15 protein-coding genes are annotated in these 23,020 nt (G+C 71.1%); 6 read left to right on the forward strand and 9 right to left on the reverse strand.

Annotated elements, in window-relative coordinates; translation table 11 throughout:
• Positions 1-46 precede the first annotated feature (46 nt).
• Positions 47-958, forward strand: coding sequence for an ABC transporter permease (locus tag ACZ6WH_RS29300; RefSeq protein ID WP_469731920.1), 912 nt, complete (start codon positions 47-49; stop codon positions 956-958).
• Positions 959-974: 16 nt separating this feature from the next.
• On the forward strand, positions 975-1,772 hold the full coding sequence (locus ACZ6WH_RS29305; protein ID WP_432864381.1) for an ABC transporter ATP-binding protein: 798 nt from the start codon (positions 975-977) through the stop codon (positions 1,770-1,772).
• A 73-nt stretch (positions 1,773-1,845) separates the two neighbouring features.
• Here ACZ6WH_RS29305 and ACZ6WH_RS29310 read toward each other — a convergent pair whose 3' ends face one another.
• Positions 1,846-6,810 carry an NAD-glutamate dehydrogenase gene (locus ACZ6WH_RS29310; protein WP_469731922.1) on the reverse strand — a complete coding sequence of 1,655 codons (4,965 nt, stop codon included), beginning with the start codon at positions 6,808-6,810 and terminating at the stop codon, positions 1,846-1,848.
• A 482-nt stretch (positions 6,811-7,292) separates the two neighbouring features.
• Between ACZ6WH_RS29310 and ACZ6WH_RS29315 the strand changes: the two genes are divergently transcribed.
• A complete protein-coding gene (locus tag ACZ6WH_RS29315; protein WP_432855108.1) occupies positions 7,293-7,859 on the forward strand; it encodes a DJ-1/PfpI family protein in 567 nt (188 codons plus the stop codon).
• A 183-nt stretch (positions 7,860-8,042) separates the two neighbouring features.
• Here the strand turns inward: ACZ6WH_RS29315 and ACZ6WH_RS29320 are convergent, their stop codons facing one another.
• Both ACZ6WH_RS29320 and ACZ6WH_RS29325 read right to left on the reverse strand, forming a co-directional pair.
• Complete coding sequence (locus tag ACZ6WH_RS29320) at positions 8,043-8,711, reverse strand: HAD family hydrolase (protein WP_469731924.1); 669 nt, start codon at positions 8,709-8,711, stop codon at positions 8,043-8,045.
• Between the two features lie 91 nt (positions 8,712-8,802).
• Positions 8,803-9,309 carry a DUF6912 family protein gene (locus ACZ6WH_RS29325; protein ID WP_361562543.1) on the reverse strand — a complete coding sequence of 169 codons (507 nt, stop codon included), beginning with the start codon at positions 9,307-9,309 and terminating at the stop codon, positions 8,803-8,805.
• Between the two features lie 574 nt (positions 9,310-9,883).
• Between ACZ6WH_RS29325 and ACZ6WH_RS29330 the strand changes: the two genes are divergently transcribed.
• Positions 9,884-10,528 (forward strand): Rv3235 family protein, encoded by a 645-nt coding sequence (locus ACZ6WH_RS29330; RefSeq protein WP_469731926.1) that lies wholly within the window; start codon positions 9,884-9,886, stop codon positions 10,526-10,528.
• Between the two features lie 217 nt (positions 10,529-10,745).
• On the opposite strand, the gene secA is transcribed toward ACZ6WH_RS29330, so the two are convergent.
• The gene (gene secA / locus ACZ6WH_RS29335) at positions 10,746-13,580 is read right to left on the reverse strand and encodes a preprotein translocase subunit SecA (protein WP_469731928.1); all 2,835 of its coding nucleotides are present in this window, start codon (positions 13,578-13,580) and stop codon (positions 10,746-10,748) included.
• Between the two features lie 399 nt (positions 13,581-13,979).
• On the opposite strand from secA, the gene ACZ6WH_RS29340 reads away from it, so the two are divergent.
• Positions 13,980-14,594: a GNAT family N-acetyltransferase gene (locus ACZ6WH_RS29340; protein ID WP_469731930.1), complete on the forward strand. Its 615-nt coding sequence runs from the start codon at positions 13,980-13,982 to the stop codon at positions 14,592-14,594.
• Positions 14,595-14,664: 70 nt separating this feature from the next.
• Positions 14,665-15,891, forward strand: coding sequence for a winged helix-turn-helix domain-containing protein (locus ACZ6WH_RS29345; protein ID WP_469731932.1), 1,227 nt, complete (start codon positions 14,665-14,667; stop codon positions 15,889-15,891).
• Between the two features lie 37 nt (positions 15,892-15,928).
• On the opposite strand, the gene ACZ6WH_RS29350 is transcribed toward ACZ6WH_RS29345, so the two are convergent.
• The 5 genes from ACZ6WH_RS29350 to mtrB all read right to left on the reverse strand — a co-directional run bounded on the left by ACZ6WH_RS29350 (position 15,929) and on the right by mtrB (position 23,020).
• Positions 15,929-16,684, reverse strand: coding sequence for a response regulator transcription factor (locus tag ACZ6WH_RS29350; protein WP_361568439.1), 756 nt, complete (start codon positions 16,682-16,684; stop codon positions 15,929-15,931).
• 231 nt (positions 16,685-16,915) lie between these two features.
• On the reverse strand, positions 16,916-17,611 hold the full coding sequence (hpf, locus tag ACZ6WH_RS29355; RefSeq protein WP_432855126.1) for a ribosome hibernation-promoting factor, HPF/YfiA family: 696 nt from the start codon (positions 17,609-17,611) through the stop codon (positions 16,916-16,918).
• Between the two features lie 320 nt (positions 17,612-17,931).
• Entirely contained in the window at positions 17,932-18,654 is a 723-nt protein-coding gene (locus ACZ6WH_RS29360) for a ComF family protein (RefSeq protein WP_469731935.1), read from the reverse strand.
• A gap of 233 nt (positions 18,655-18,887) precedes the next feature.
• Complete coding sequence (locus tag ACZ6WH_RS29365; RefSeq protein WP_469731937.1) at positions 18,888-20,756, reverse strand: LpqB family beta-propeller domain-containing protein; 1,869 nt, start codon at positions 20,754-20,756, stop codon at positions 18,888-18,890.
• Complete coding sequence (gene mtrB / locus ACZ6WH_RS29370) at positions 20,753-23,020, reverse strand: MtrAB system histidine kinase MtrB (protein WP_469731939.1); 2,268 nt, start codon at positions 23,018-23,020, stop codon at positions 20,753-20,755. The genes ACZ6WH_RS29365 and mtrB overlap by 4 nt, the downstream gene beginning before the upstream one ends.

The raw sequence follows: 23,020 nt of genomic DNA on the forward strand, positions 1-23,020 counted from the left end.
TGCCACCAGCCTCGCAGCGCCCGCGTCCACGCACGAAAGCGGACTGATGTCTCAGACCCTCACGCGTCCGGTCCCCGCCGCCCCGCCGGACTCCGATCCGCGCGCCCTGGCCGAGCGGTACGGCCTCTCCGTCAGCGGCCGCCGCCCGTCGCTCCCCGCGTACGTCCGGGAGCTGTGGCACCGGCGCCACTTCATCGCGGCGTTCTCCAGCGCCAAGCTGACCGCCCAGTACAGCCAGGCCAAGCTCGGCCAGCTGTGGCAGGTCGTGACGCCCCTGCTGAACGCGCTGGTCTACTACCTGATCTTCGGCCTGCTGCTGGGAACCCATCGGGGCGTCCCGGACTACATCCCGTTCCTGGTCACCGGCGTCTTCATCTTCACCTTCACGCAGAGCTCGGTGCTCTCCGGCACCCGCGCCATCTCCGGCAACCTCGGCCTGGTCCGCGCGCTGCACTTCCCGCGCGCCTGCCTGCCCATCTCGTTCTGCCTGATGCAGCTCAAGCAGCTGCTCTTCTCCATGGGCGTGCTGGTCGTCATCCTGCTCGCCTTCCGGCAGGTGCCGGGCTGGTCGTGGCTGCTGGCGATCCCGGCGCTGTGCCTGCAGTTCGTCTTCAACACCGGCCTGGCCATGATCATGGCGCGGCTGGGCAGCAAGACCCCGGACCTCGCGCAGCTGATGCCGTTCATCCTGCGCACGTGGATGTACGCGTCCGGCGTCATGTACAGCATCAGCGTGGTGACCGCCGGCAAGGACATCCCCGGCTTCGTCCACTTCCTGCTGGACGTGAACCCGGCAGCGATCTACATCGACCTGATGCGCTTCGCGCTCATCGACTCCTTCACCGCCGCACAGCTCCCCCCGCACATCTGGGCGCTGGCGCTGGGCTGGGCGGTCGTGATGGGCCTGGTGGGCTTTGTGTACTTCTGGAAGGCGGAGGAGCGGTACGGCCGTGGCTGAGCAGCAGAGCACCGATCTGGAGCAGCCGGCGGTGGAGGCCACCGCGGCCGCCGAGGAGCGTATTCCCACCGTCATCGCCGATGATCTGCACATCGTCTACCGGGTCTACGGCACGGGTGCGGGCCGGGGCAGTGCCACCGCGGCGCTGAACCGGATCGTGCGCCGCAGGCCCTCGACCGGGGTGCGGGAGGTGCACGCGGTCAAGGGCGTGTCCTTCACCGCCTACCGCGGCGAGTCGATCGGGCTGATCGGCACCAACGGGTCGGGGAAGTCGACCCTGCTCAAGGCGGTGGCGGGGCTGCTGCCGGCGGAGCGGGGCCATGTCTACACCCACGGGCAGCCCTCGCTGCTGGGGGTGAACGCGGCGCTGATGAACGACCTGACCGGCGAGCGCAACGTGATCCTGGGCGGCCTGGCCATGGGCATGTCGCGCGACCAGGTCCGCGAGCGCTACCAGCAGATCGTGGACTTCTCCGGCATCAACGAAAAGGGCGACTTCATCTCCCTGCCGATGCGGACCTACTCCTCGGGCATGGCGGCCCGGCTGCGGTTCTCCATCGCCGCGGCCAAGGACCACGACGTCCTCATGATCGACGAGGCGCTCGCGACCGGGGACCGGAAGTTCCAGAAGCGCTCCGAGGCCCGCATCCGCGAGCTGCGCAAGGAGGCCGGCACGGTCTTCCTGGTCAGCCACAACAACAAGTCCATCCGGGACACCTGCGACCGGGTGCTGTGGCTGGAGAAGGGCGAGCTCCTCATGGACGGCCCCACCGCCGACGTCCTCAAGGAGTACGAGGCCTTCACCAAGAAGTAGCCGACGGCGTCCTCCGCACGGGAAGGGCCCCGGAGCAGCTGCTCCGGGGCCCTTCCCGTGCGGCGTCGGCGGCTCAGCCGTGCTGGCGCAGCAGCGTCCGCATCGTGCGCATGGCGACCGAGAGGTTGGCCAGGTCGAAGGCGTCCGATCCCTCGATCTCCTCCAGCGTGGCCCGCGCCCGGCCCAGGATCGCGGCGTTGTTCTCCTCCCACGCCTTGAACCGCTGCTCCGGCGTGGCACTGCCGTTGCCCGCCGAGAGGACGTCGGCGGTCAGCGCGGCGTGCGCGGCGAACAGGTCCTCGCGGATGGCGGCCCGGGCCATGGACTGCCAGCGGTCGTTGCGCGGCAGCTCCAGGATGCGGTCCAGGAGCTGGTTGATCCGCAGCCGGTCACCCAGGTCGTAGTAGACCTCGGCGACGTCCAGCGGCTCCTTGCCGGTGCGGTCGGCGATGGCCACGATGTCCAGCGCGGGGAAGGCCGACGAGAACCCGGCCACCCGGTGCGCCAGCTCCTCCGGCACGCCCGCCTCGGTGAGCTGCCCGAAGATCGACTGGTACCACTCCATGTCGCTGCCGCGCAGCAGCTTGGGCAGCTCGGCCCAGACCGCGGCGACCCGGTCCCGGAAGAAGTCGATGGTGCCGGACAGCTCCAGGGGCTGCGGGCGGTTGTTGAGCAGCCAGCGGGTGCCGCGCTCGACCAGCCGCCGGGAGTGCAGCCGGATGCGGGTCTGCACCTCCGCCGGCACCTTGTTGTCCAGCGCCTCGACGTCGTCCCAGACCCGGCCCAGGTCGAAGATCGCGCGGGCCGCTGTGTGCGCCCGGACGACCTCTTCCAGGGAGGCGCCGGTCTCCTCCTGCATACGGTGCAGGAAGCTCGTGCCACCGCTGTTGACCGTGTCGTTGACCAGCACCGTCGTGGTGATCTCACGGTGCAGGGCGTGGTGGTCGACCTGCTCCGGGAAGCGCTCGCGCAGCGCGGACGGGAAGTACGCCTGCAGCAGGTGCTGGAAGTACGGGTCGTCCGGCAGCTCGGTCTTGATCAGCGCGTCGGCCACCGTGATCTTGGTGTACGCCAGCAGGACCGCGGTCTCCGGCTGCGTCAGGCCGCGGCCGTTGTTCAGCCGCTCCCGGATCTGCCGGTCGGAGGGCAGGAACTCCAGCGCCCGGTCCAGCTGGCCGTCGCGCACCAGGCGGCGCATGAACCGCTGCTGCGCGTGGAGCATGTTCGAGGACTGGGCGATGGCCAGCGACAGGGCGACGTTCTGCGCGTAGTTGTTGCGCAGCACCAGCGAGCCGACCTCGTCGGTCATCTCGGCGAGCAGCTTGTTGCGCTGCTTGACCGTCATGTCGCCGTCGGCCACCACGGAGTTCAGCAGGATCTTGATGTTCACCTCGTGGTCCGAGGTGTCCACGCCGGCGCTGTTGTCGATCGCGTCGGTGTTGATCCGGCCGCCGTTCTGGGCGTACTCGATGCGGCCGAGCTGGGTCAGGCCCAGGTTGCCGCCCTCGCCCACGACCTTGACCCGCAGGTCCTGGCCGTCGACCCGGATCGCGTCGTTCGACTTGTCGCCGACGTCCGCGTTCGACTCGGCCGAGGACTTCACGTACGTCCCGATGCCGCCGTTCCACAGCAGGTCCACCGGCGCCTGGAAGATGGCCTTCATCAGGTCGGCCGGCGTCATCTTCGTGACGCCCGACTCGATGCCCAGCGCGGCACGGACGTGCTGGTTGATCGGGATGGACTTGGCCGTACGCGGGTGGATGCCGCCGCCCTGGGACAGCAGCTCCTTGTTGTAGTCCGCCCACGAGGAGCGGGGCAGCTCGAACAGCCGGCGGCGCTCGGCGTACGAGGTGGCCGCGTCCGGGTTCGGGTCGAGGAAGATGTGCCGGTGGTCGAAGGCCGCGACCAGCCGGATGTGCTCGGAGAGCAGCATGCCGTTGCCGAACACGTCACCGGACATGTCGCCGACGCCGACGACCGTGAAGTCCTCGGTCTGGGTGTCCGTGCCCAGCTCCCGGAAGTGGCGCTTGACCGACTCCCAGGCACCGCGCGCGGTGATGCCCATGCCCTTGTGGTCGTAGCCCGCCGAACCGCCGGAGGCGAAGGCGTCGCCCAGCCAGAAGCCGTAGGACTCGGCGACCTCGTTGGCGATGTCGGAGAACTTCGCGGTGCCCTTGTCGGCCGCGACGACGAGGTAGGTGTCGTCGCCGTCGTGCCGGACCACGTCCTCCGGGTGCACGACCTCGCCGCCGACGAGGTTGTCGGTGATGTCCAGCAGGCCGGAGATGAAGGTCTTGTACGAGGCGATGCCCTCGGCCAGCCACGCGTCCCGGTCCACGGCCGGGTCCGGCAGCTGCTTGCCGACGAAGCCGCCCTTCGCGCCGACCGGCACGATGACGGTGTTCTTGACCATCTGTGCCTTGACCAGGCCGAGGATCTCCGTACGGAAGTCCTCCCGCCGGTCCGACCAGCGCAGACCACCGCGCGCCACCTTGCCGAACCGCAGGTGGACACCCTCGACGCGCGGCGAGTACACCCAGATCTCGAACGCCGGGCGGGGCGCCGGCAGGTCCGGGATGGCCTGCGGGTCCAGCTTCAGCGACAGGTAGGAGTGCGGCTCGCCGTTGCTGTCCTTCTGGAAGTGGTTGGTGCGCAGCGTCGCCTTGATGACGGTGAGGAACGACCGCAGGATGCGGTCCTCGTCCAGCGAGGCCACCTGGTCCAGCGCGCCGTCCAGCTCCTCCAGCAGCCCGTCGATCAGCTCCGTGCCGGCCCGCTGCCGGGCCGGGGCCATCCGCGCCTCGAAGAGGTGGACCAGCAGCCGGGTGGTGTGGACGTTGTAGGAGAGGGTGTCCTCCATGTACGTCTGGCTGAAGGTGGAGCCGGCCTGCCGCAGGTACTTCGCGTACGCGCGCAGCACCATCGCCTGCCGCCAGTCCAGGCCCGCGCCCAGCACCAGCTTGTTGAAGTTGTCGCTCTCCGCGCGGCCCGTCCACACCGCCGTGAAGGCGTCCTGGAAGCGCTCGCGGTAGTCGTCGCCGTTCGGCCGCTCCGGCATCCGCAGGCCGAAGTCGTAGATCCAGGAGCTGGACCGGTCCGGGCAGCGCAGCTCGTGCGGCCGCTCGTCGACCACCTCGACGCCGAGCCGGTTCAGCAGCGGCAGCACCTTGGACAGCGAGACCGGGTCACCGGTGCGGTAGATCTTGAAGCGGCGCTCGCCGGGGCCCGCTCCGACCGGCTCGTACAGGCTGACCTCGAAGTTCCGGCCCTCCTCCGCGGTGCGCAGCTTCTCCAGGTGCTGGAGGTCGGCGACCGCGGCGCGTGGGGAGTTGTCGGCCTTGTAGCCCTCGGGGAAGGCGTGCGCGTACCGGCGCAGCAGCTCGGCCGCGCGCTCCTCGCCGCACTCGGCGTTCAGCGCCTCGGCGAAGCCGTCCTCCCAGGAACGGGCCGCCTCGACCAGCCGCGCCTCGATGCGGTCCGCGTCGGCGTCGGTGAGGTCGGGCAGCGTGGCGCCCGGCGCGACCCGGATGACGAAGTGCAGCCGGGAGAGGATGGACTCGGTGTTCCAGGCCGTGAAGTCGACGCTGGTGCCGCCCAGCTCCTCCTTGAGGATGTCGATCAGGCGCAGCCGGACGCCGGTGGTGTAGCGGTCCCGCGGGAGGTAGACCAGCGCGGAGTAGTAGCGCCCGTACTCGTCCTGGCGCAGGTACAGCCGCAGCCGGCGGCGCTCCTGGAGGTAGAGCACGCTGGTGGCGATGGCGCGCAGCTGGTCGACCGGGGTCTGGAACAGCTCGTCGCGCGGGTAGGTCTCCAGGATCTGGAGCAGGTCGCGGCCGTCGTGGCTGTTGGGCGAGAAGCCGGCGCCCTCCAGCACCTCGGTGACCTTGCGGCGGATGACCGGCACGCGGCGGACCGACTCGGTGTACGCGGCGGACGAGAACAGGCCGAGGAAGCGGCGCTCACCGACGACGTTCCCCTGCGCGTCGAACTTCTTCACGCCGACGTAGTCGAGGTAGCTCGGCCGGTGCACGGTCGCACGGCTGTTCGCCTTCGTCAGGATCAGCAGCTTGTGCTCGCGGGCCTTCTTGCGGGCGTCCTTGGGGAGCCGGTTGAAGGACGGGGAGACGGGGTGGCCCTCGTCGTCCTCGTGGTGCTGCGGGTCCGAGCGCAGGATGCCCAGGCCGGTGCCGGGCACCGCGGTGAGCACGTCCTCGTCGCCGTCGGCCTCACCGGGCGCCGAGGTCAGCTCGTACTCGCGGTAGCCGAGGAAGGTGAAGTGGTCGGCGGCCAGCCAGCGCAGCAGCTCGCGGGCCTCCTCCACCTCGCGGTCGCGCAGGTCGTCGGCGGTGGGCTCGGCGGGCAGCTCGTCCGCGATGCGCAGCGCGGAGTCGCGCATCTTCTCCCAGTCCTCGACGGCCTCGCGCACGTCGTTGAGGACCCGCACCAGATCGGCGGTGATCTGCTTGAGGTCCTCGCGGTCGGTCTCCCGGTCGATCTCTACGTGGATCCAGGACTCCACGAAGGCGTCGTGCGGCAGCTCGGCGCCCTTGTCCTTGCCGGGCGTGCCGTGCGCCTCGTCCTCGGCGTCCAGGACCTCGATCAGCTTGCCGGTGACGTCACGCCGGACGACGACCTGCGGGTGGATCACGACATGGATGCCGCGCCCCTGCCGCGACAGCTCGTTCGTCACGGAGTCCACGAGGAAGGGCATGTCGTCGGTCACGACCTCGACGACGGAGTGGCTGCAGGTCCAGCCGTTCTCCTCGACGGTCGGGGTGTGCACTCTGACGTTCGCCGTGCCCTGCGGCCGGATGCCCGCGAGGCGGTGGTGCGAGAGCGCCGCGCCGAAGACGTCGACCGGGTCCCGCCCGGTGAGGTCCTCCGGGGCGGTGTGCAGGTAGTAACGCTGGAGGTATCCACTGAGGGTGTCCGGGTCCAGGCCCGGTACCGGTGACTGCCCTCCCGCCGGCCCGCTCTCAGCGACCCTGGCGGCCTTCGTGAGCAGCTCGGTCTTGGCTTCGTCCAGCTTGGTCTGCATGTCCTCTGGCTCCTGTCGCGCGCCGTTGCGTGACGTTGTGGAAATGAGTGGAAACGGCATGACGCCGGACCGGCGCATCACGGAACCCCGGGATGGACCCGGGACCGTGTCCGGTCGGATTCGACGCTATGCCGCGATGAGGGGCGACCGGGGCGGAATTGGCCAGATTTGACATTCCTGGCACCTGGTCGACACAGGAATGATCAACGGCCGCCCGGGCACCGTCGTGTCCCGGGCGCGGGGCAGGGGCCTCGACGCCCCCGCGGGTTATCGCGCTGATCACGCTGCCAGGCTATCGCTCCTGGCCCGGTGGTCGTCATGGGCCTTGTGTGTACAAAACCACACCCAGTTCTTTGCCGGTATGGACAGAGACGTACCTCGTCCGGTCTCACTCGGGCGTCCGCAGGGGGTCTTGGCAAGCGCTGCCGACCGGAGGACCTTGAGCGGTACGGAGTCGGACGCGAGCCGCGCGGAGGTACGCCATGGCAGCCAAAATCCTGATCGTGACCGGGGACGCGGCGGAATCCCTGGAGGTCCTGTACCCCTATCAGCGGCTCCGCGAGGAGGGCTACGACGTCGACATCGCCGCCCCGGCCCGCAAGACGCTGCGCTTCGTCGTCCACGACTTCGAACCTGGGTTCGATACGTATACCGAGAAGCCCGGCTACACCTGGCCGGCGGACCTGGCGTTCTCCGAAGTCGACCCGGGCAGTTACGCCGCCCTGGTGATCCCCGGCGGCCGGGCACCCGAATACCTGCGCAACGACGCCGAGCTGCGCAAGGTCGTCAAGGCCTTCTTCGACGCCGACAAGCCGGTCGCCCAGATCTGCCACGGCCCCCTGCTCACGGCGGCGATCGGCCGCCTGAACGGCCGCCGGGTCACCTCCTATCCCGCGCTGGAGATGGACATGCAGGCCGCGGGCGCCGGCTACCGCGACGCCGAGGTCGTCGTCGACGGCACCCTGGTCTCCTCCCGCGCCTGGCCCGACCACTCCGGCTGGATGCGCGAATTCCTGAAGGTACTGCGGGCGAAGGCACCGGCGGGGTGAGGGGGCGGGGGCACGGGCCTCCGGGGACGTCACGGGCCTGGTCGGGCGGGGTACGCCTCGGCCCTGATCGGACGGGGAGTGCGCCTCGGCCCTGACCTGGCGGGGGGGTGTGCCTCGGCCCTGATCGGGCGGGGCGCTGAGCGTGGCGGCCCTGACCGGGCGGGACGTGGAGCGTGGCGGCCCTCAGAGGGCCAGGCGCTCCGCGGTCAGGACGGCCTCGGCCAGGCTGTCGACGACCGGCACCCCGGCCTCCAGGAGGCTCGTCCGGCTGTGCGAGCCGCCCGTGTAGAGCACCGCGTGCGCCCCCGCGTACCGGGCCGCCAGCGCGTCGTCCACCGCGTCCCCGATGACGACCGTACGGCCGGGATCGACCCGCGCGCTCTCCAGCGCCGCGAGGTGCCGCACCATGTGCTCGCTCTTGCCGCCGCCGGACGGCCCGGTCCGGCCGTCCACCCGTATGAAGTGCGCCTCGATACCGAAGTCGCGCACGAGCGGCAGGAGCTCCTCGTGGCCGTACATGCTCAGGATCGACTGGCTGCGCCCTGCCGCGCCCCAGCTCTCCAGCAGCGTCTCCACACCCTCGGCGAGCGCGCACGCCTCCCGCTGGAGGGTGTAGTGCCGGTGGAACGCCTCGTCCATGACCGCCCACTCGGCATCGGTCGGCAGCCGCCCTATCAGCCGCTCGTAGAACCGCGGGACCGGCACGCAGTACAGCTCGCGGTAACGCTCCAGGGTGATCGGCGGCAGGCCGATCTCACCGAACGCGGCGTTGGTCGCCCCGATCACGGCGTCGATGTCGTGAAAGAGCGTGCCGTTCCAGTCCCAGACGATGTGCTCCGCGTACTTCCCCATGCGAGAAAGGTACCCGCGCCCACCGACAATCCGGCCGCCCGTGCCCATCACCGCAGGTCAGGGCTGGGCGGGGCGGGGGCAGCGCCGGCCGTCAGCCGATCAGGTTCGGAATCTCCTGCACACCGAACCACATCAGCTCGTGGTCCTCGGCCCCGTCCACGGTGAACTGCGCGTCGTCGTCGCCCTGGTCCGCCGCGCCCAGCGCCGCGGCCGCGGCGGTGACGTCCGGCTCCGCGTCGTCCGAGTCGACATGCACGGCGGCCGCCTTCTTCATCGGCACCGGCCCGACCACCCGCACGACGCCCAGCGCCGACTTGTCCAGCCCCCGGTCCGGGTCCACGGACGCGGCACCGTCGGCGACGTCGACGGCCACCACGACGCGCCGCCTGGCGGCGCCCGGGTCGGTGGCCAGCAGCCGCAGCGAGGCCTGGGCCGCCCGGTTCAGCGCGGCGTACTCCAGCTCCTCGATGTCGTCGGAGACGTACCACTCGCGCAGCGCGGGCGTGACGGCGTAGGCCTCCAGCGGGCCGGAGCCCACCTCACCCGCCTTGTACGCCTCTGCGAGACCGGAGAGGGTCAGGGGGACGTAGACACGCATGGCCGCCGCTTTCGTATCGGACTGCTGGGACTGGTCGCTCTGATCGGGCGCAGGCAGCCAGCATACGGGCGCGGGTCCCCCTTCGTGCCGCCGGTACGGCCCGGGGACGGTCCGCCGGACACCCCGCCCGACACCGCCCCCGGCCGGGCCGCGCACCGCCCGTCACCCTGATAGGTGAATCTTCCGGCCCCTCCGTCGCACGCACGACCGCCTTGCCGCCCCTCCGAGCGGCTCGATAGAAGAGCCCCACGCAAAAGCTACTGCCCGGTACCCAACGGGAGCGGGCGGAACGGGGGCCACGATGACCACGACCACGGCTACCACCACGACCACGCCACAGCCCGGGACACCACACGCAACGCCGCCCGCCCCGGCCGAGCCGCCACCCACGAGCCCGACCGCCCCGGGCCCGGCTCCGGCTCTGGCTGCTTCGGCCCCGGTTTCGATGGCTGCGTCCTCGGTACCGGTCCCGAGGGCTTCGGCTTCGGCCCCGGCTCCGATGGCCTCGCCCCCGGTTTCGATGGCTTCGGCTTCGAGGGCTTCGACCTCGGCACCGACTGCCCCGGTCTCGGCGTTGGCTGCCGCAGCCTCACGCGCGGCCGCCGCCCCGGCCGCCGCCACCGCGGCCGCCCCACCACGGTCCCGCCCCGGCACCCCGGGCCGTCCGAGCGGACCGCCCCGTGCGGGCGGCGCCCCGAGCCGTCCCGGGGGCCGCCGCGACAGCCGCCGCCCCGGCGACCGCACGGCTCCGAGCGGCCCCCGCACACCGGGCGGCCCCCGCACCGCGCCCAGCGGCCCCGCCCCCGGGCGCCCCGAGTCCACAGCCCGGCTCCCCCGCGTCGACGCCCGCCGTCGGGCGGCGGAACGGCTGCCGCACCGCTGGTTCGCCGACCAGCTCGTCCTCACCCTGAGCGGCCGGCGGCCCGTCCACGCGCTGCTGGGCCATGCCCTGCCCGCCGCCTACGACCGGCTCGCGGAACTCGCCCCGCAGGCCCCGCTGCGCCCCGTAGGGCCGTACCGCCGCGACCCGGAGCCCCGGGTCCGCGACTGCGGCGTGTACTCCCCACGGCGCGGCGTCATCGAGGCCTTCGCCCGGATCACCGCAGGCGACCGCGTACGGGCCCTCGCCTTCCGCCTCGAACGCGGCGACGACGCCCGCTGGCGCTGCGCCGCCCTGGACATCGGCCCCTCGACGGCCGTCTGGAGCCGCACCACCTGACCCGTCCCGGGGCCCAGTCCTCTGCCCCGCGCCTCAGCCCCAGGTCTCAGAACGACCGGACGCCTGGCCACCTGGACACCTGGGCGCCCGGCGCACACGCCGCTCCGGCCACCCGAGCCCGCCGGAGCCTCGGGTGCTCGTCCCACGACAAGGCCGGGGCCCCGCAGCACTCGCTGCGGGGCCCCGGCCGTCGCGCTCGTCGGCTGCGCCGACCTCGTCACTTCTTGCGGCGTCGGCCGCCCTTCTGGGCCTTGCGGCGCTCGGCACGCGTCAGGCCGTCCGACTCCGAGCGGGTCTCGCCCGCGGGCACGGCGTCGGTGGTGAAGTCGCCCTCGACGACCCCGCCCTCGCCGTCCACCGTCGGCGCGGAGAAGTGCATCCGCTCCGGCCGCTGCGGCGCCTCCAGCCCCTTGGCGTGGATCTCCGGCCGGGCCCCGGCCTGCGCCGGCACCGTGTCCTGCGCCTCCTTCTCCAGGGAGGTCCGCTCCGCGGCGTCCTCCACCGGGACCTCCTCGACCTGCTGCTCGACCTGGACCTCCAGGTTGAACAGGTAGCCGACGGACTCCTCCTTGATGCCCTCCATCATGGCGGTGAACATGTCGAAGCCCTCGCGCTGGTACTCGACCAGCGGGTCCTTCTGGGCCATCGCCCGCAGGCCGATGCCCTCCTGGAGGTAGTCCATCTCGTAGAGGTGCTCGCGCCACTTGCGGTCCAGGACGGACAGCACCACGCGGCGCTCCAGCTCACGCATGATCTCCGAGCCGAGCTGCTCCTCGCGGGCCGCGTACTGCTCGTGGATGTCGTCCTTGACCGCCTCGGCGATGAACTCGGCGGTGATCCCGGCGCGGTCGCCGGCCTCGTCCTCCAGCTCCTCCACGGTCACCTTGACCGGGTAGAGCTGCTTGAACGCGCCCCACAGCCGGTCCAGGTCCCACTCCTCGGCGAAACCCTCGACCGTTTCCGCCTGGATGTAGGCGTCGATGGTGTCGTCCATGAAGTGCTTGATCTGCTCCTGGAGGTCCTCGCCCTCCAGGACGCGGCGGCGCTCGCCGTAGATGACCTCGCGCTGGCGGTTGAGCACCTCGTCGTACTTCAGGACGTTCTTCCGCGTCTCGAAGTTCTGCTGCTCGACCTGCGACTGCGCGGAGGCGATGGCGCGGGTGACCATCTTGTTCTCGATCGGCACATCGTCCGGCACGTTGGCCATGGCCATCACGCGCTCGACCATCTGGGCCTTGAAGAGGCGCATCAGGTCGTCGCCGAGGGAGAGGTAGAACCGGGACTCGCCGGGGTCGCCCTGACGGCCGGAACGGCCGCGCAGCTGGTTGTCGATACGACGCGACTCGTGCCGCTCCGTACCGAGGACGTAGAGCCCGCCGAGGTCCTTGACCTCCTCGAACTCCGTCCTGACCGCGGCCTCGGCCTTCTCCAGGGCGGCGGGCAGCGCGGCCGCCCACTCCTCGGCGTGCTCGACCGGGTCCAGGCCCATGCCGCGCAGCTCGGTCTCGGCCATGTCGTCGGGGTTGCCGCCGAGCTTGATGTCCGTACCGCGGCCTGCCATGTTCGTCGCGACCGTGACGGCGCCCTTGCGGCCCGCCTGGGCGACGATCGACGCTTCCCGGTCGTGCTGCTTGGCGTTGAGCACCTCGTGCGCCACGCCGCGCTTGTTCAGCTGCTGCGAGAGGTACTCGGACTTCTCGACCGAGGTGGTGCCGACCAGGATCGGCTGGCCCTGCTCGTGCTTCTCGGCGATGTCGTCGACGACCGCGGCGAACTTGGCGACCTCGGTGCGGTAGATCAGGTCCGCCTGGTCCTTGCGGACCATCGGCTTGTTCGTCGGGATCGGGACGACGCCGAGCTTGTAGATCTGGTGGAACTCGGCCGCCTCGGTCATGGCCGTACCGGTCATGCCGGAGAGCTTGTCGTAGAGGCGGAAGAAGTTCTGGAGGGTGATCGTGGCGAGGGTCTGGTTCTCGTCCTTGATCTCCACCCCTTCCTTCGCCTCGATCGCCTGGTGCATGCCCTCGTTGTAGCGGCGGCCGGCGAGGATACGGCCGGTGTGCTCGTCGACGATCATGACCTCGCCGTCGATGACGACGTAGTCCTTGTCCTTCTTGAACAGTTCCTTCGCCTTGATGGCGTTGTTCAGATAACCGACGAGCGGGGTGTTGACCGACTCGTACAGGTTGTCGATGCCCAGCCAGTCCTCGACCTTGCTGACACCGGACTCGTGGATGCCGACCGTGCGCTTCTTCTCGTCGATGTCGTAGTCGCCGGTCTCGTCGACGCCGCGCTGCGGGTTGGCCGCCTCGCCCTTCTTCAGACGCTTGACCAGCTTGGCGAAGTCGCCGTACCACTTCGTCGCGGAGTCCGCGGGACCGGAGATGATCAGCGGCGTACGGGCCTCGTCGACCAGGATGGAGTCGACCTCGTCGACGATCGCGAAGTTGTGCCCGCGCTGGACCAACTCGTCCTGCGACCACGCCATGTTGTCGCGGAGGTAGTCGAAGCCGAACTCGTTGTTCGTGCCGTAGGTGATGTCGCAGCCGTACTGCTCGCGGCGCTGCGCCGGCGTCATGTTCGCCAGGATGCAACCCACCGTGAGGCCCAGGAACTTGTGGACCCGGCCCATCATCTCGGAGTCGCGCTCGGCCAGGTAGTCGTTGACCGTGATGAGGTGGACACCCTCGCCGGACAGCGCGTTCAGATACGCGGGCAGGGTGCCGACCAGGGTCTTGCCCTCACCGGTCTTCATCTCGGCGACGTACCCGAGGTGCAGCGCGGCGCCGCCCATCAGCTGGACGTCGTAGTGGCGCTGGCCGAGCACCCGCTTGGCGGCCTCGCGGACGGTCGCGAATGCCTCGGGGAGCAGGTCGTCCAGGCTCTCGCCGTCGGCGTACCGCTCCTTGTACTCGTCGGTGAGGGCGCGGAGCTCGGCGTCGGAGAGTTTGACGAAGTCCTCTTCGATGGAGTTGACCTGGCCCGCGATGCGGTGCAGTTTGCGCAGGATCTTGCCTTCGCCTGCACGCATGATCTTCGTCAAGACGGACACTTGGGCTGGTCTCCTCGCCGGTCGGGCCTGTGCACGGTCGGTGCGCGGGCGCGGCATTTTTCCAAGGGGCAGGCCCCGCCGCAACGGCCATCGTAAGGGAGGACCCCACTCAGCAGGGAGGTCCGTCGCCCGAAGGCCCCTGTCCCTTCTCCACAACGTTCCACGACTCGCTACGACACTGTCGGTCACCTCTCTCCGGTCCTCTCGCTACGACAACGCGCGAGGCCCGCAGAAGGTGCCGGTACGCGGCCGGAACACGTTCCGGTTCGCACACGGGGCGAAAGCGGGTCCGGCGTGCCGCGGTGCCGGCGTCCTGCCTGAGTACGACGGTTCCGGGCGCGCCCCGGGGCGCAGCGTAATTCCTTCGCCCCGGCCACGGCCAATACGCACACTGACGGGATGGAACCCGTCATCCTCACCACCGAACGGCTCGTCCTGCGTCCCTTCCGTCCCGCCGACGCCGCGGCCGTGCACGCCGCGTGCCAGGACCCCGACATCCCGCGCTGGACGACCGTCCCCTCCCCGTACACCCGCGCGCACGCGGAGGACTTCGTGGGGCCTTTCACCGCCCGCGGCTGGCGCGAGGACGCCACGTACACGTTCGCCGTGACGCTCAAGGAGGACGGCCGTCCGGCGGGCGACGGGACGCTGGTGGGCTCGGCGGGCCTGGTACGGATGACCCGGCAGGCGCCGCCCGATCGCCAGGCCGAGCTCGGGTACTGGTCGGTCAAGGAGCACCGCGGCCGCGGGTACACCGTCGAGGCCGCCCGCGCGATCGTGCGCTGGGCGTTCACCGACCTCGGCGTGGAGCGCATGGAGTGGTTCGCCGAGGCGGGCAACGAAGCGTCGCGCGCCGTCGCCCTGAAGACCGGTTTCCGCATGGAGGGCACGATCCGCGCGAAGGTCCCCCGCCAGGGCACCCGCCGCGACGCCTGGTCCGCCGCCCTCCTCCCCTCCGACCTGGGCCTTCCCTCGGAGACGCCGTACCTGCCGTACGCCGGACGGGCCGGCTGAGCCGCGCGCGCCGGGAACGGGTGATCGATTCTGCGGGCCGTTGTCAGTGCCCGGTCCTACTCTGATCGGCATGACAGCCGTGCCTGCCGTGCAGCCCGTGACCAGCCTGTCCGCCGACGAAGCGCGCCGCCTCGCGCTCCGCGCCCAGGGCTTCCTGGGCGCGCCCGACCGGCGCGCGGGGGTGCGGGGCGTCCTGCGCCGCCTGGGCGCCGTGCAGCTCGACACGATCTCCGTGCTCGCCCGCTCCCATGAGCTGATCCCGTATGCCCGCCTCGGCGCGGTCGGCCGCGCCGCCGTGGAGTCGGCGTACTGGACCCCGCGCCCGGAGACGGACGGCGCCGCCCCGCCGGCCGGCACCGCGTACGCCCCGCACAGCTTCGAGTACTGGTCGCACGCCGCCTGCATCCTGCCCATCGAGGAGTGGCCGCACTTCGCGTTCCGCCGCCGGGCCATGCGGGCGCGCGGCCACCGCTGGCACGTCATGAAGGACTCCGAGCGCTCGTGCGCCGCCGTCCTGGACCGGCTGAAGGCCGACGGCCCGCTCACCACCACCCAGCTGGGCGGCGGCCGGAATGGCGGGGAGTGGTGGGACTGGTCCGAGACGAAGATCGCGGTGGAGTGGCTCCTCGACACCGGCGAGGTGGTGTGCACGGAGCGCCGCGGCTGGAAGCGGGTGTACGACCTCGCCGAGCGCGCCGTCCCCGATGAGCTGCTGCACGACGACCTGGACGACACCGAGTGCGTCCGCCGCCTCGTCGCGCAGGCCGGGGCGGCGCTGGGCGTGGCCACCCGCGCGGACCTGGCGGACTACCACCGCCTCAAGGGCGAGCAGGTCAGCGCGGTCATCGAGGCGACGGGACTGGTGCCCGTCGAGGTCGAGGGCTGGTCCAAGCCCGCCTGGGCGGACCCGGCCGCGCTGGCCGAGCCGCCGCGCGGCCGGCACCGCACGACGCTGCTCTCGCCGTTCGACTCGCTGATCTGGGACCGTCCGCGTACGGAGCGAATGTTCGGCTTCACGCACCGGCTGGAGGCGTACGTCCCCAGGCCCAAGCGGATACACGGTTACTTCGCGATGCCGCTGCTGGCCGGCGGCAGGCTGGTCGGCCGGGTGGACCCGGCCCGTGAGGGGACGACGCTCGTGGCCCGTCAGGTCTCGATGCAGGGACCCAAGGCCGTTCGCCCCATGGCACAGGCCCTGCGGGAAGCCGCCGCCTGGGTCGACTGCGACGGTGTCCGCGTCGAACGCTGCGACGACCCGGCCCTGCTCGCCGCTCTGAACGCCGAGCTGTCCGGCTGACACGCCGCGGGCGGACCGGTGACCGCCGGCTCGCCCGCTAACGGATCTCCAGGATCTTCTCGCGCATCGCGTAGACCACCGCTTCCATCCGGGAGTGCAGCTGCAGCTTCTCCAGGATGTTGCGCACGTGGTTCTTCACGGTGTTCTCGGAGATGAAGAGCTCCTTGGCGATGTCGCGGTTGTTCATCCCCGTGGCGACGAGCTTCAGCACCTCCAGCTCGCGATCGGTGAGCCGCGGCGCGGGGACGAGCCGTCGCTCGTCCGTCCGCTGGATCATCGACTTGAACTCGGTGAGCAGCTTGGACGCCATCGAAGGGCTGATCTGCGACTGACCGTCCGCGACCGCGCGGATCGCCGTGGCCACCTCGTCGGTGGAGATCTCCTTGAGGAGGTAGCCCGTGGCCCCCGCCTTGATCGCGTCGTAGAGGTCGGCCTCCTCGTCGCTGATCGTCAGCATGATGATCTTCGCGCTGGGGGCCACTTCCTTGATGGAGGTACACGCCTCGATACCGCCCCGCCGCGGCATCCGGACGTCCATCAGCACGATGTCCGGCAGCAGGTCGGCGGCCTTGTCCACGGCCTCGGCGCCGTCTCCGGCCTCGCCGACGACCTGGATGTCCTCTTCCTGGGCCAGCACGATTTCCAGCCCGCGCCGGAAGAGCGCGTGGTCGTCCACCACCAGGACTCTGATCGGCTCTTTGCGGGGCGCGGTCACGCCCGAGCCGACACCATCGGCCATGCCGATGCGGTCATCGTCCGCTTCATTGCGCACAGGCCCGAAGCTGTCCCCCATCGTTCCTCCCCGTCAACTACTCGGCCCGGAAGGCCTGAGTTTGGTCATAAGGCTGGTTGACAACAGCCCGCTACGGCCAGCCCGATCAGCGCCATACACAAACCGTCTCTCCGGCATGTCGCACTTCGTGTCCCAACACCTGGCCGCACAGACACTATACGGCCTCAACTCCTGCTCACAGCGGCCACAATGGCGCCCCCGGCGCACGCCGGGGGCGCCTCGTCGGTGGGGTCAGCCGCCGAGCGCCCCGCCGGCTTCGGTGGGCGATCCGTCCGCGAACGGATCGGAGTTCAGGCGGATGACGCCGTAGTCGTACGCGTGCCTCCGGTAGACCACGCTCGGCTGCTTGGTGTCGGCATCGACGAAGAGGTAGAAGTCGTGACCGACCAACTCCATCTCATAGAGCGCCTGATCGAGGGTCATGGGTGCAGCGGAGTGGGTCTTCTCGCGGACGACCAGGGGGCCTTCGCCCTGGACCTCCAGCGACCCGATCCGGGTGGTCGGCACCTTCTCCTCGTCGGAGGATTCCTCGCCGGCCAGCTCGCCGTTGGTGTTGAGCCGCGCCGCGTCCGGGACGCTCACGGCCACGTCACTGGCCGGGATACGCCCGCTGCCGCGCCGCGAGTGACGCTTGTCGTGCTGCTTACGGAGTCGCGCCTCGAGCTTGGCCGTGGCCAGATCGAGCGCGGCGTACGGGTCGGCGGCGGCTGCCTCGGCCCGGACCACCGGGCCACGGGACCGGAGAGTGATCTCCACCCGGTCGGAACGGTCGGCCTGCCGCGGGTTGGGCTCCTTGGACACCTCGACGTCGAGGCTGATCACCTTGCCGTCGAGCTTCTGGACCTTGTCCAGCTTCAGCTTCTCGGCCACGTGCTTCCGGAACCGCTCGGGCACCTCGGTCTTGCGGCCCTTGACGACGATGTCCACGCAGAACTCCGTTCCCGGATCACTCCGCCCTGTACGAGCGAGGTGATGCCTTCTTGCACCAGGCTCCGACAAGTGCCGAAGCCTCGGACTTGGCGACTTTCACCTCCTTCTCCCCCACGTACCAGGACTCCACTCCAGCCGTTTTCAGCATCTCTGCCGGCACCAGGAACCGCATCTATCCGGCATTCGAGGCAAAGCGTCCTCCAAGTCCTCACAACCGAACATAGCTCGCTTGGTGGGTTGTCGGCACCCCCTCCTGGGGGGTAGCTCCGTTTGAGTGATTTTTTGCCCTCAGTACCTGCAACGATGAATTTTCCCGGTCAGTTCCAGTTGATTTCGAAAGCGCCGGGCGAAGCCGCCACGACGGCCGCTCCCGTCACCCTCCCTCCCGCCTCTCCGACCGCCCGCGCCGCCTCGGCCAGCGACGCTCCGGTGGTCATCAGGTCGTCCACCAGCACCACCGGTCCGCCGCGCAGCAACCGCTTGCCACCGGCCACCACCTCCAGGGCACCGGCGAGATTCTGCTGTCGCTGCCGCGCACCGAGCCCGGCTTGATCGATCACCGTCCGCCGCTGCCGCAGGGCGGCCAGCACCCGCGCCCCGGTCCCGCAGCGCCGCAGCTCCCGCGCCGCCGCCAGCGCGATTCTCCGTACCGGGTCGTGGCCCCGCCCGGCCACCGCGCGCGGAGCGGACGGCACGGGTATCAGCAGCAGCGGCCCACGGTCCGGTCGCAGTCCCCGCACGGCCCCCGCCAGCGCCCCGCCCAGCGGCACGGCCAGGGCGAGCGCGCCCCGCTCCTTGTGCGCCAGCAGGACCGCCCGCACCGCGTCGGCGTACGCCGCCGCCGCATACACCCTCGGCAGCCCCGGCGGCGCGGGACTGGGCCGCACCCGCCGCGGCCCACGCCGTCTCCCGGCCGCCTGTCCGCCCCCGGCGTACAGCGACCGCACGCATTCCTCGCACAGCTCCGTCCGCGGCCTGCCGCACCCTGCGCAGCCGACCGGCAGAACCAGCCCGGCGAACTCCCGCCACAACCCCCGCATACCTCTACTGTCCCGCCCCCGCCGCCGCCTCACCACCCCTGTGGATAAGTTCACGGGCGGGAGGGCGCCGGGAGGCTGCGCAGGCGATTCGTGAAGCGCTCATGGGAGGCCCATGGCAGCTCATGGGTGGCTTCACCTGCGAAAACGCCCGTCCTCCGCCCCTCCGGAGAACGGGCGGAGGACGGGCGGAGGATGGGCGGAGGGACCGACGAAGAACGGGCGGGGGACGCCGTTCACCCCGGGTAGACCGGAGCCGTACCTCGCGTCGCCACGGTCTTCCAGTTCGCGTCCAGGGGCAGTCGGACGATGCCCTCGTCCGCGTCAGCGATCAGCGGCCGGCTCTCGTCCTCCGAGGCAGCGACCGACTCGACGCCATTCACGCCGGGGAGCGTCTGCGTGTTGGACGCCGAACCGTCCGTCTCCATGAACTGCATCTGCTGCACCCCGCCGGACTGCCGGCCGACCACGACCAGCCGGCTGTCGCCCGCCCAGGAGGCGGCCACCACGTCCTCCAGCTGTGGCGCTATCGGACGCAGCGCCTCGACGGACAGCTTGGGGTTCATCGCCGTGCCGCCGCGTTCCACCCGGCCCAGCTGCAGGGTCGTCCGCCCCTTGTCCTCGATGAGCATCGCGATCCGGATGCCGTCCGACGCCACCCTGATCGCCTTGATGCGCCGCTTGCCGAGCCCGGGTACGGCGACCTCCTGCGGTTCGCCCTTGCCCGACCGGAGCCGCAGCAGCCGCGATCCGTCGTCGTCCCGGTCGGCGATCCACAGGTCGCCGAGGCCGTCCCAGCTCGGCGCCGTCAGCCCGTCCGTCTCGTTCTTCGCCTTGCTGCGCAGCCGTACCTCGGCCCGGTCGGCCTTCTCGTCCAGGTCGGCGACGTACAGCGCGCGGCCGTTGAGCGAGACGCCCGCCGCGGTCGTCTCCCCGTGCGCGACGCCGACGGAGCGCAGCGCGATCTTCCCCGTACCCAGCGGCCCCGGCACGGGCGTCGCGTCGGTCACGGAGTCCGTCATGCTGACCACCCGGTGGTCACCGTCGATGTAGTACTCCAGCGCCGTGTGCCGTGCCCTGGCCTGCTGCGCGTACCCGTCCACCGCGTCCTGCTGCTTCAGGCTGCACAGCGATTCGCCCTGGTCGTCCTGGAGCTCCACCTCGCTGACCTTCGAAGCGCGCGCCATGCCCTGGACCGTGAAGAGCACCTGAGCGGCCATCCGCCGGCACTGGCCGGCCTCGACCCCGTCGGCCTGCTTGTTGAGCCGCACCCGCAGCGCATTGGAGTCATCCAGCGTGAGGGTGGGGCGCGTGACGCGCGTGCCCTCCGGGAACGCGGAATTCGCCACCTTGTCCAGCCAGTTGGTCGGCCCCTGCAGCAGGGCGTTCACGCTGGCCGTGACGGGGTCTATCCGCTGCCGCAGATACACGGGATCGGCGACGAGCACGTTCTTGCCCGCCCGCGGCTCCCCGGCCTCGGACTTGTACGCCGCGAAGTAGTACTTGTTGACGGGCTGATAGATGCGCTGGAAGTCCGGGAGGCCGAGCACCAGGCCGTCCGGCAGCCGGTCGATGCGCCACTGCCCGTTCTCCCGGGTCAGGTGCATCGTCTCCTTGTACGCCTTCTCCTGGGGCGTATAGGCGTGCTTGCGGTCCACTGTGGCCACCTGGGCGCCCTCGAGCGTGACGGTGAAGCCCTTGGCGTCCTCCCGGTTGGACGGGCTGCCCTCCGGGGTGGCCTTGGGCCGCTCCTGGAGCACCTTCGTGGTGGCGAACGGCTGCCACGCCTTACGGGCCGGCGTGGCCAGGTACTGCTTGGCGGTGCGGAGGTTGGCCTCGTCGCTGGTCAGCGCGTCGAGGAAGCCGCGCACGATGTCGGTCGGCTGCGCCCCGTCCTGCGGCGGCACGCCGTAGACCCGTACCTGAGAGTCGGCGTCCGCGCGCGAGGCCTGGTCGACCGGCAGCGATTCGCCCTCGTCCGGCATCGACGCGCACCCGGCCAGCAGCATTGCCCCGGCGGCGAGCACCGCGACCGTACGGGGCCGTGTCCCGCGCAGCCGTCCGCCGCGCCGCGTTCCGCCGCGCTTCTGATCAGCGCCGGTCACGAGGCTCGCCCTCCTGTTCCCTCTCCTGTGCCCTGACCGCCTTTCCCGCCTGTTCCCCGGCCGTTCCCGCCCTCGTCCCTACGGGGGCGGGCATCCGTCGAGGCACGGGGGTCGGTACGCACGGACGCCTCCGTACGCACGCGGCCCTCGGCCGCCCCGTCCGAACCGGCGCCCCGAGGCTCCGCCCCCTGAGGCGCGTCCCCATCGTGCGGCGCTCCGCCGTCACCCGCTCCGTTGCGCGCGCCGGCCCCGTGATGCGCGGCGCCGCTCTCCTGAGGCGCGCTCCCGTTGCCCTCGGCTCCGTTCCCGCCGTTGCTTCCGGCTCCGTTCCCGCCCTGGTCCGCGGATCCGTTCCCGCCGGAGTGTGTGCCGTGCCTGTCGGCGCCGTTGCCGGCCTGGGCCGGGAGCGTGAGCGCGGGCTTGCGCGCCTCGATGGCGCGGTGCCCGACCGCACGGCTGCGGGCGCGGTTGCGCCGCGAGTCCTCCGGCTCCAGCGGGATCGGCGAACCGCGCAGCGCCTCACCGGCCGTACGCGGCAGGGTCAGTCGGAACTGCGAGCCGCCGCCCGGCTCGCCCCACGCCTGGAGCCAGCCGCCGTGCAGCCGCGCGTCCTCGACCGCGATCGACAGGCCGAGGCCCGTGCCGCCGGTCGTGCGTGCCCGGGCCGGGTCCGCGCGCCAGAACCGGTTGAAGACCCGCGTCGCCTCACCGGGCCGGAGCCCGACGCCGTAGTCACGTACCGCGACGGCCACCGCGCCGCCGCTCCGCCCGCCGGCCGAGGCCAGTCGGACGACGATGTCCCGGCCCTCGCCGTGCTCCACGGCGTTGACCACGAGGTTGCGCAGGACCCGCTCCGCGCGCCGGGCGTCCGCCTCGGCGACCACCGGGTACTCGGCACCGCGCACGATGATGCGGCTGCCCTTGGCCTCGGCCAGCGGCTCGGCGCCCTCGATGACGCGGTGGACGACGTCCCGCAGGTCGATCGGCTCGGCCTCCAGCGCGGCGGCGCCCGCGTCGAACCGGCTGATCTCCAGCAGGTCCGCCAGCAGCGACTCGAACCGGTCCAGCTGGCCGCGCAGCAGCTCCGCCGAGCGCGCGGTGGCCGGGTCGAAGTCCTCGCGCGCGTCGTGGATGAGGTCGGCGGCCATCCGTACGGTCGTCAGCGGCGTCCGCAGCTCGTGCGACACGTCGGACACGAAGCGGCGCTGCATCCGGGAGAGCGCCTCGAGCTGCTGGATCTTGCTCTGGAGGTTCTGCGCCATCTTGTTGAACGATTCGCCCAGCCGCGCGATGTCGTCCTCGCCGGTGACCTTCATCCGCTCCTGCAGCAGCCCGGCGGCCAGCCGCTCGGAGATCCCCGCGGCCATCCGTACCGGGGTGACGACCTGCCGTACGACCAGCCAGGCGATCGCGCCGAGCAGCACCACCACGAAGACGCCGGCGGTGGCGAGGGTGCCCTTGACCAGGCTGAGCGACTTCTCCTCCTGGCTGAAGGAGAACAGGTAGTAGAGCTGGTACGGGTTGCTGTTGACGTCGTCCAGGCGCTTGCCGATCACCAGCGCCGGCTCGCCCTCGTCCGACCCGACCCGCTTGATCTGGGTGTACTCGCGGTACGTGCCCGCCTGCTTGTCCAGCTTCCGCCGCATCTCTGCGGGCACGCTGCGCTCCGGGTCCACGTCGCCCGAAGCGCGCGGCCCCCGGATGCCGGGACTGTCGTCCACGAAGGGCTGCTCGACGGCGGAGTCCGAGCTGAGCGCGACCACCGAGAACACGCCCTGCCCGCCACTGGCGAGCTGCTCGACCAGGCTGGTGAGCCAGGTCGCGGAGTCCTGCGCGCCGCGGTTCCCGGTCCGCTGGGCTTCGTCCCCTCGGGTGTCGCCGGCGCCGTCGGCCATCTGCTGCGCCACGGCGAAACCGCCGGCGGCCTGGCTCTGCGCGGCCTGCCGCTTGGCGTCCAGCAGGCCGTTCCGCACCTGTCCGATGACCACGAGGCCGAGCAGCAGCACCACGCCCAGAGACATCAGCAGGGTCGTCGCGACGACCCGCAGCTGGATGTTGCGCCGCCACAAGCGCATCGCGGGCAGCAGCGGCCTGCGTACCCAGCGGCCGATGAGGCGCAGCACGGGGTGGACGGACCCGGCACCGGGCCCGTCCGGCAGCAGCTGCTGCCCGCCTCGTACGAAGCGCTCCAGGAAGGACATGTCGTCCGCCGTGTCAGCGGCCCGCCCCCGCGTCCCCTCCGGAGCCGAACCGTCCCGGGGCAT

This window comes from Streptomyces sp. NPDC050806, from assembly GCF_055586425.1.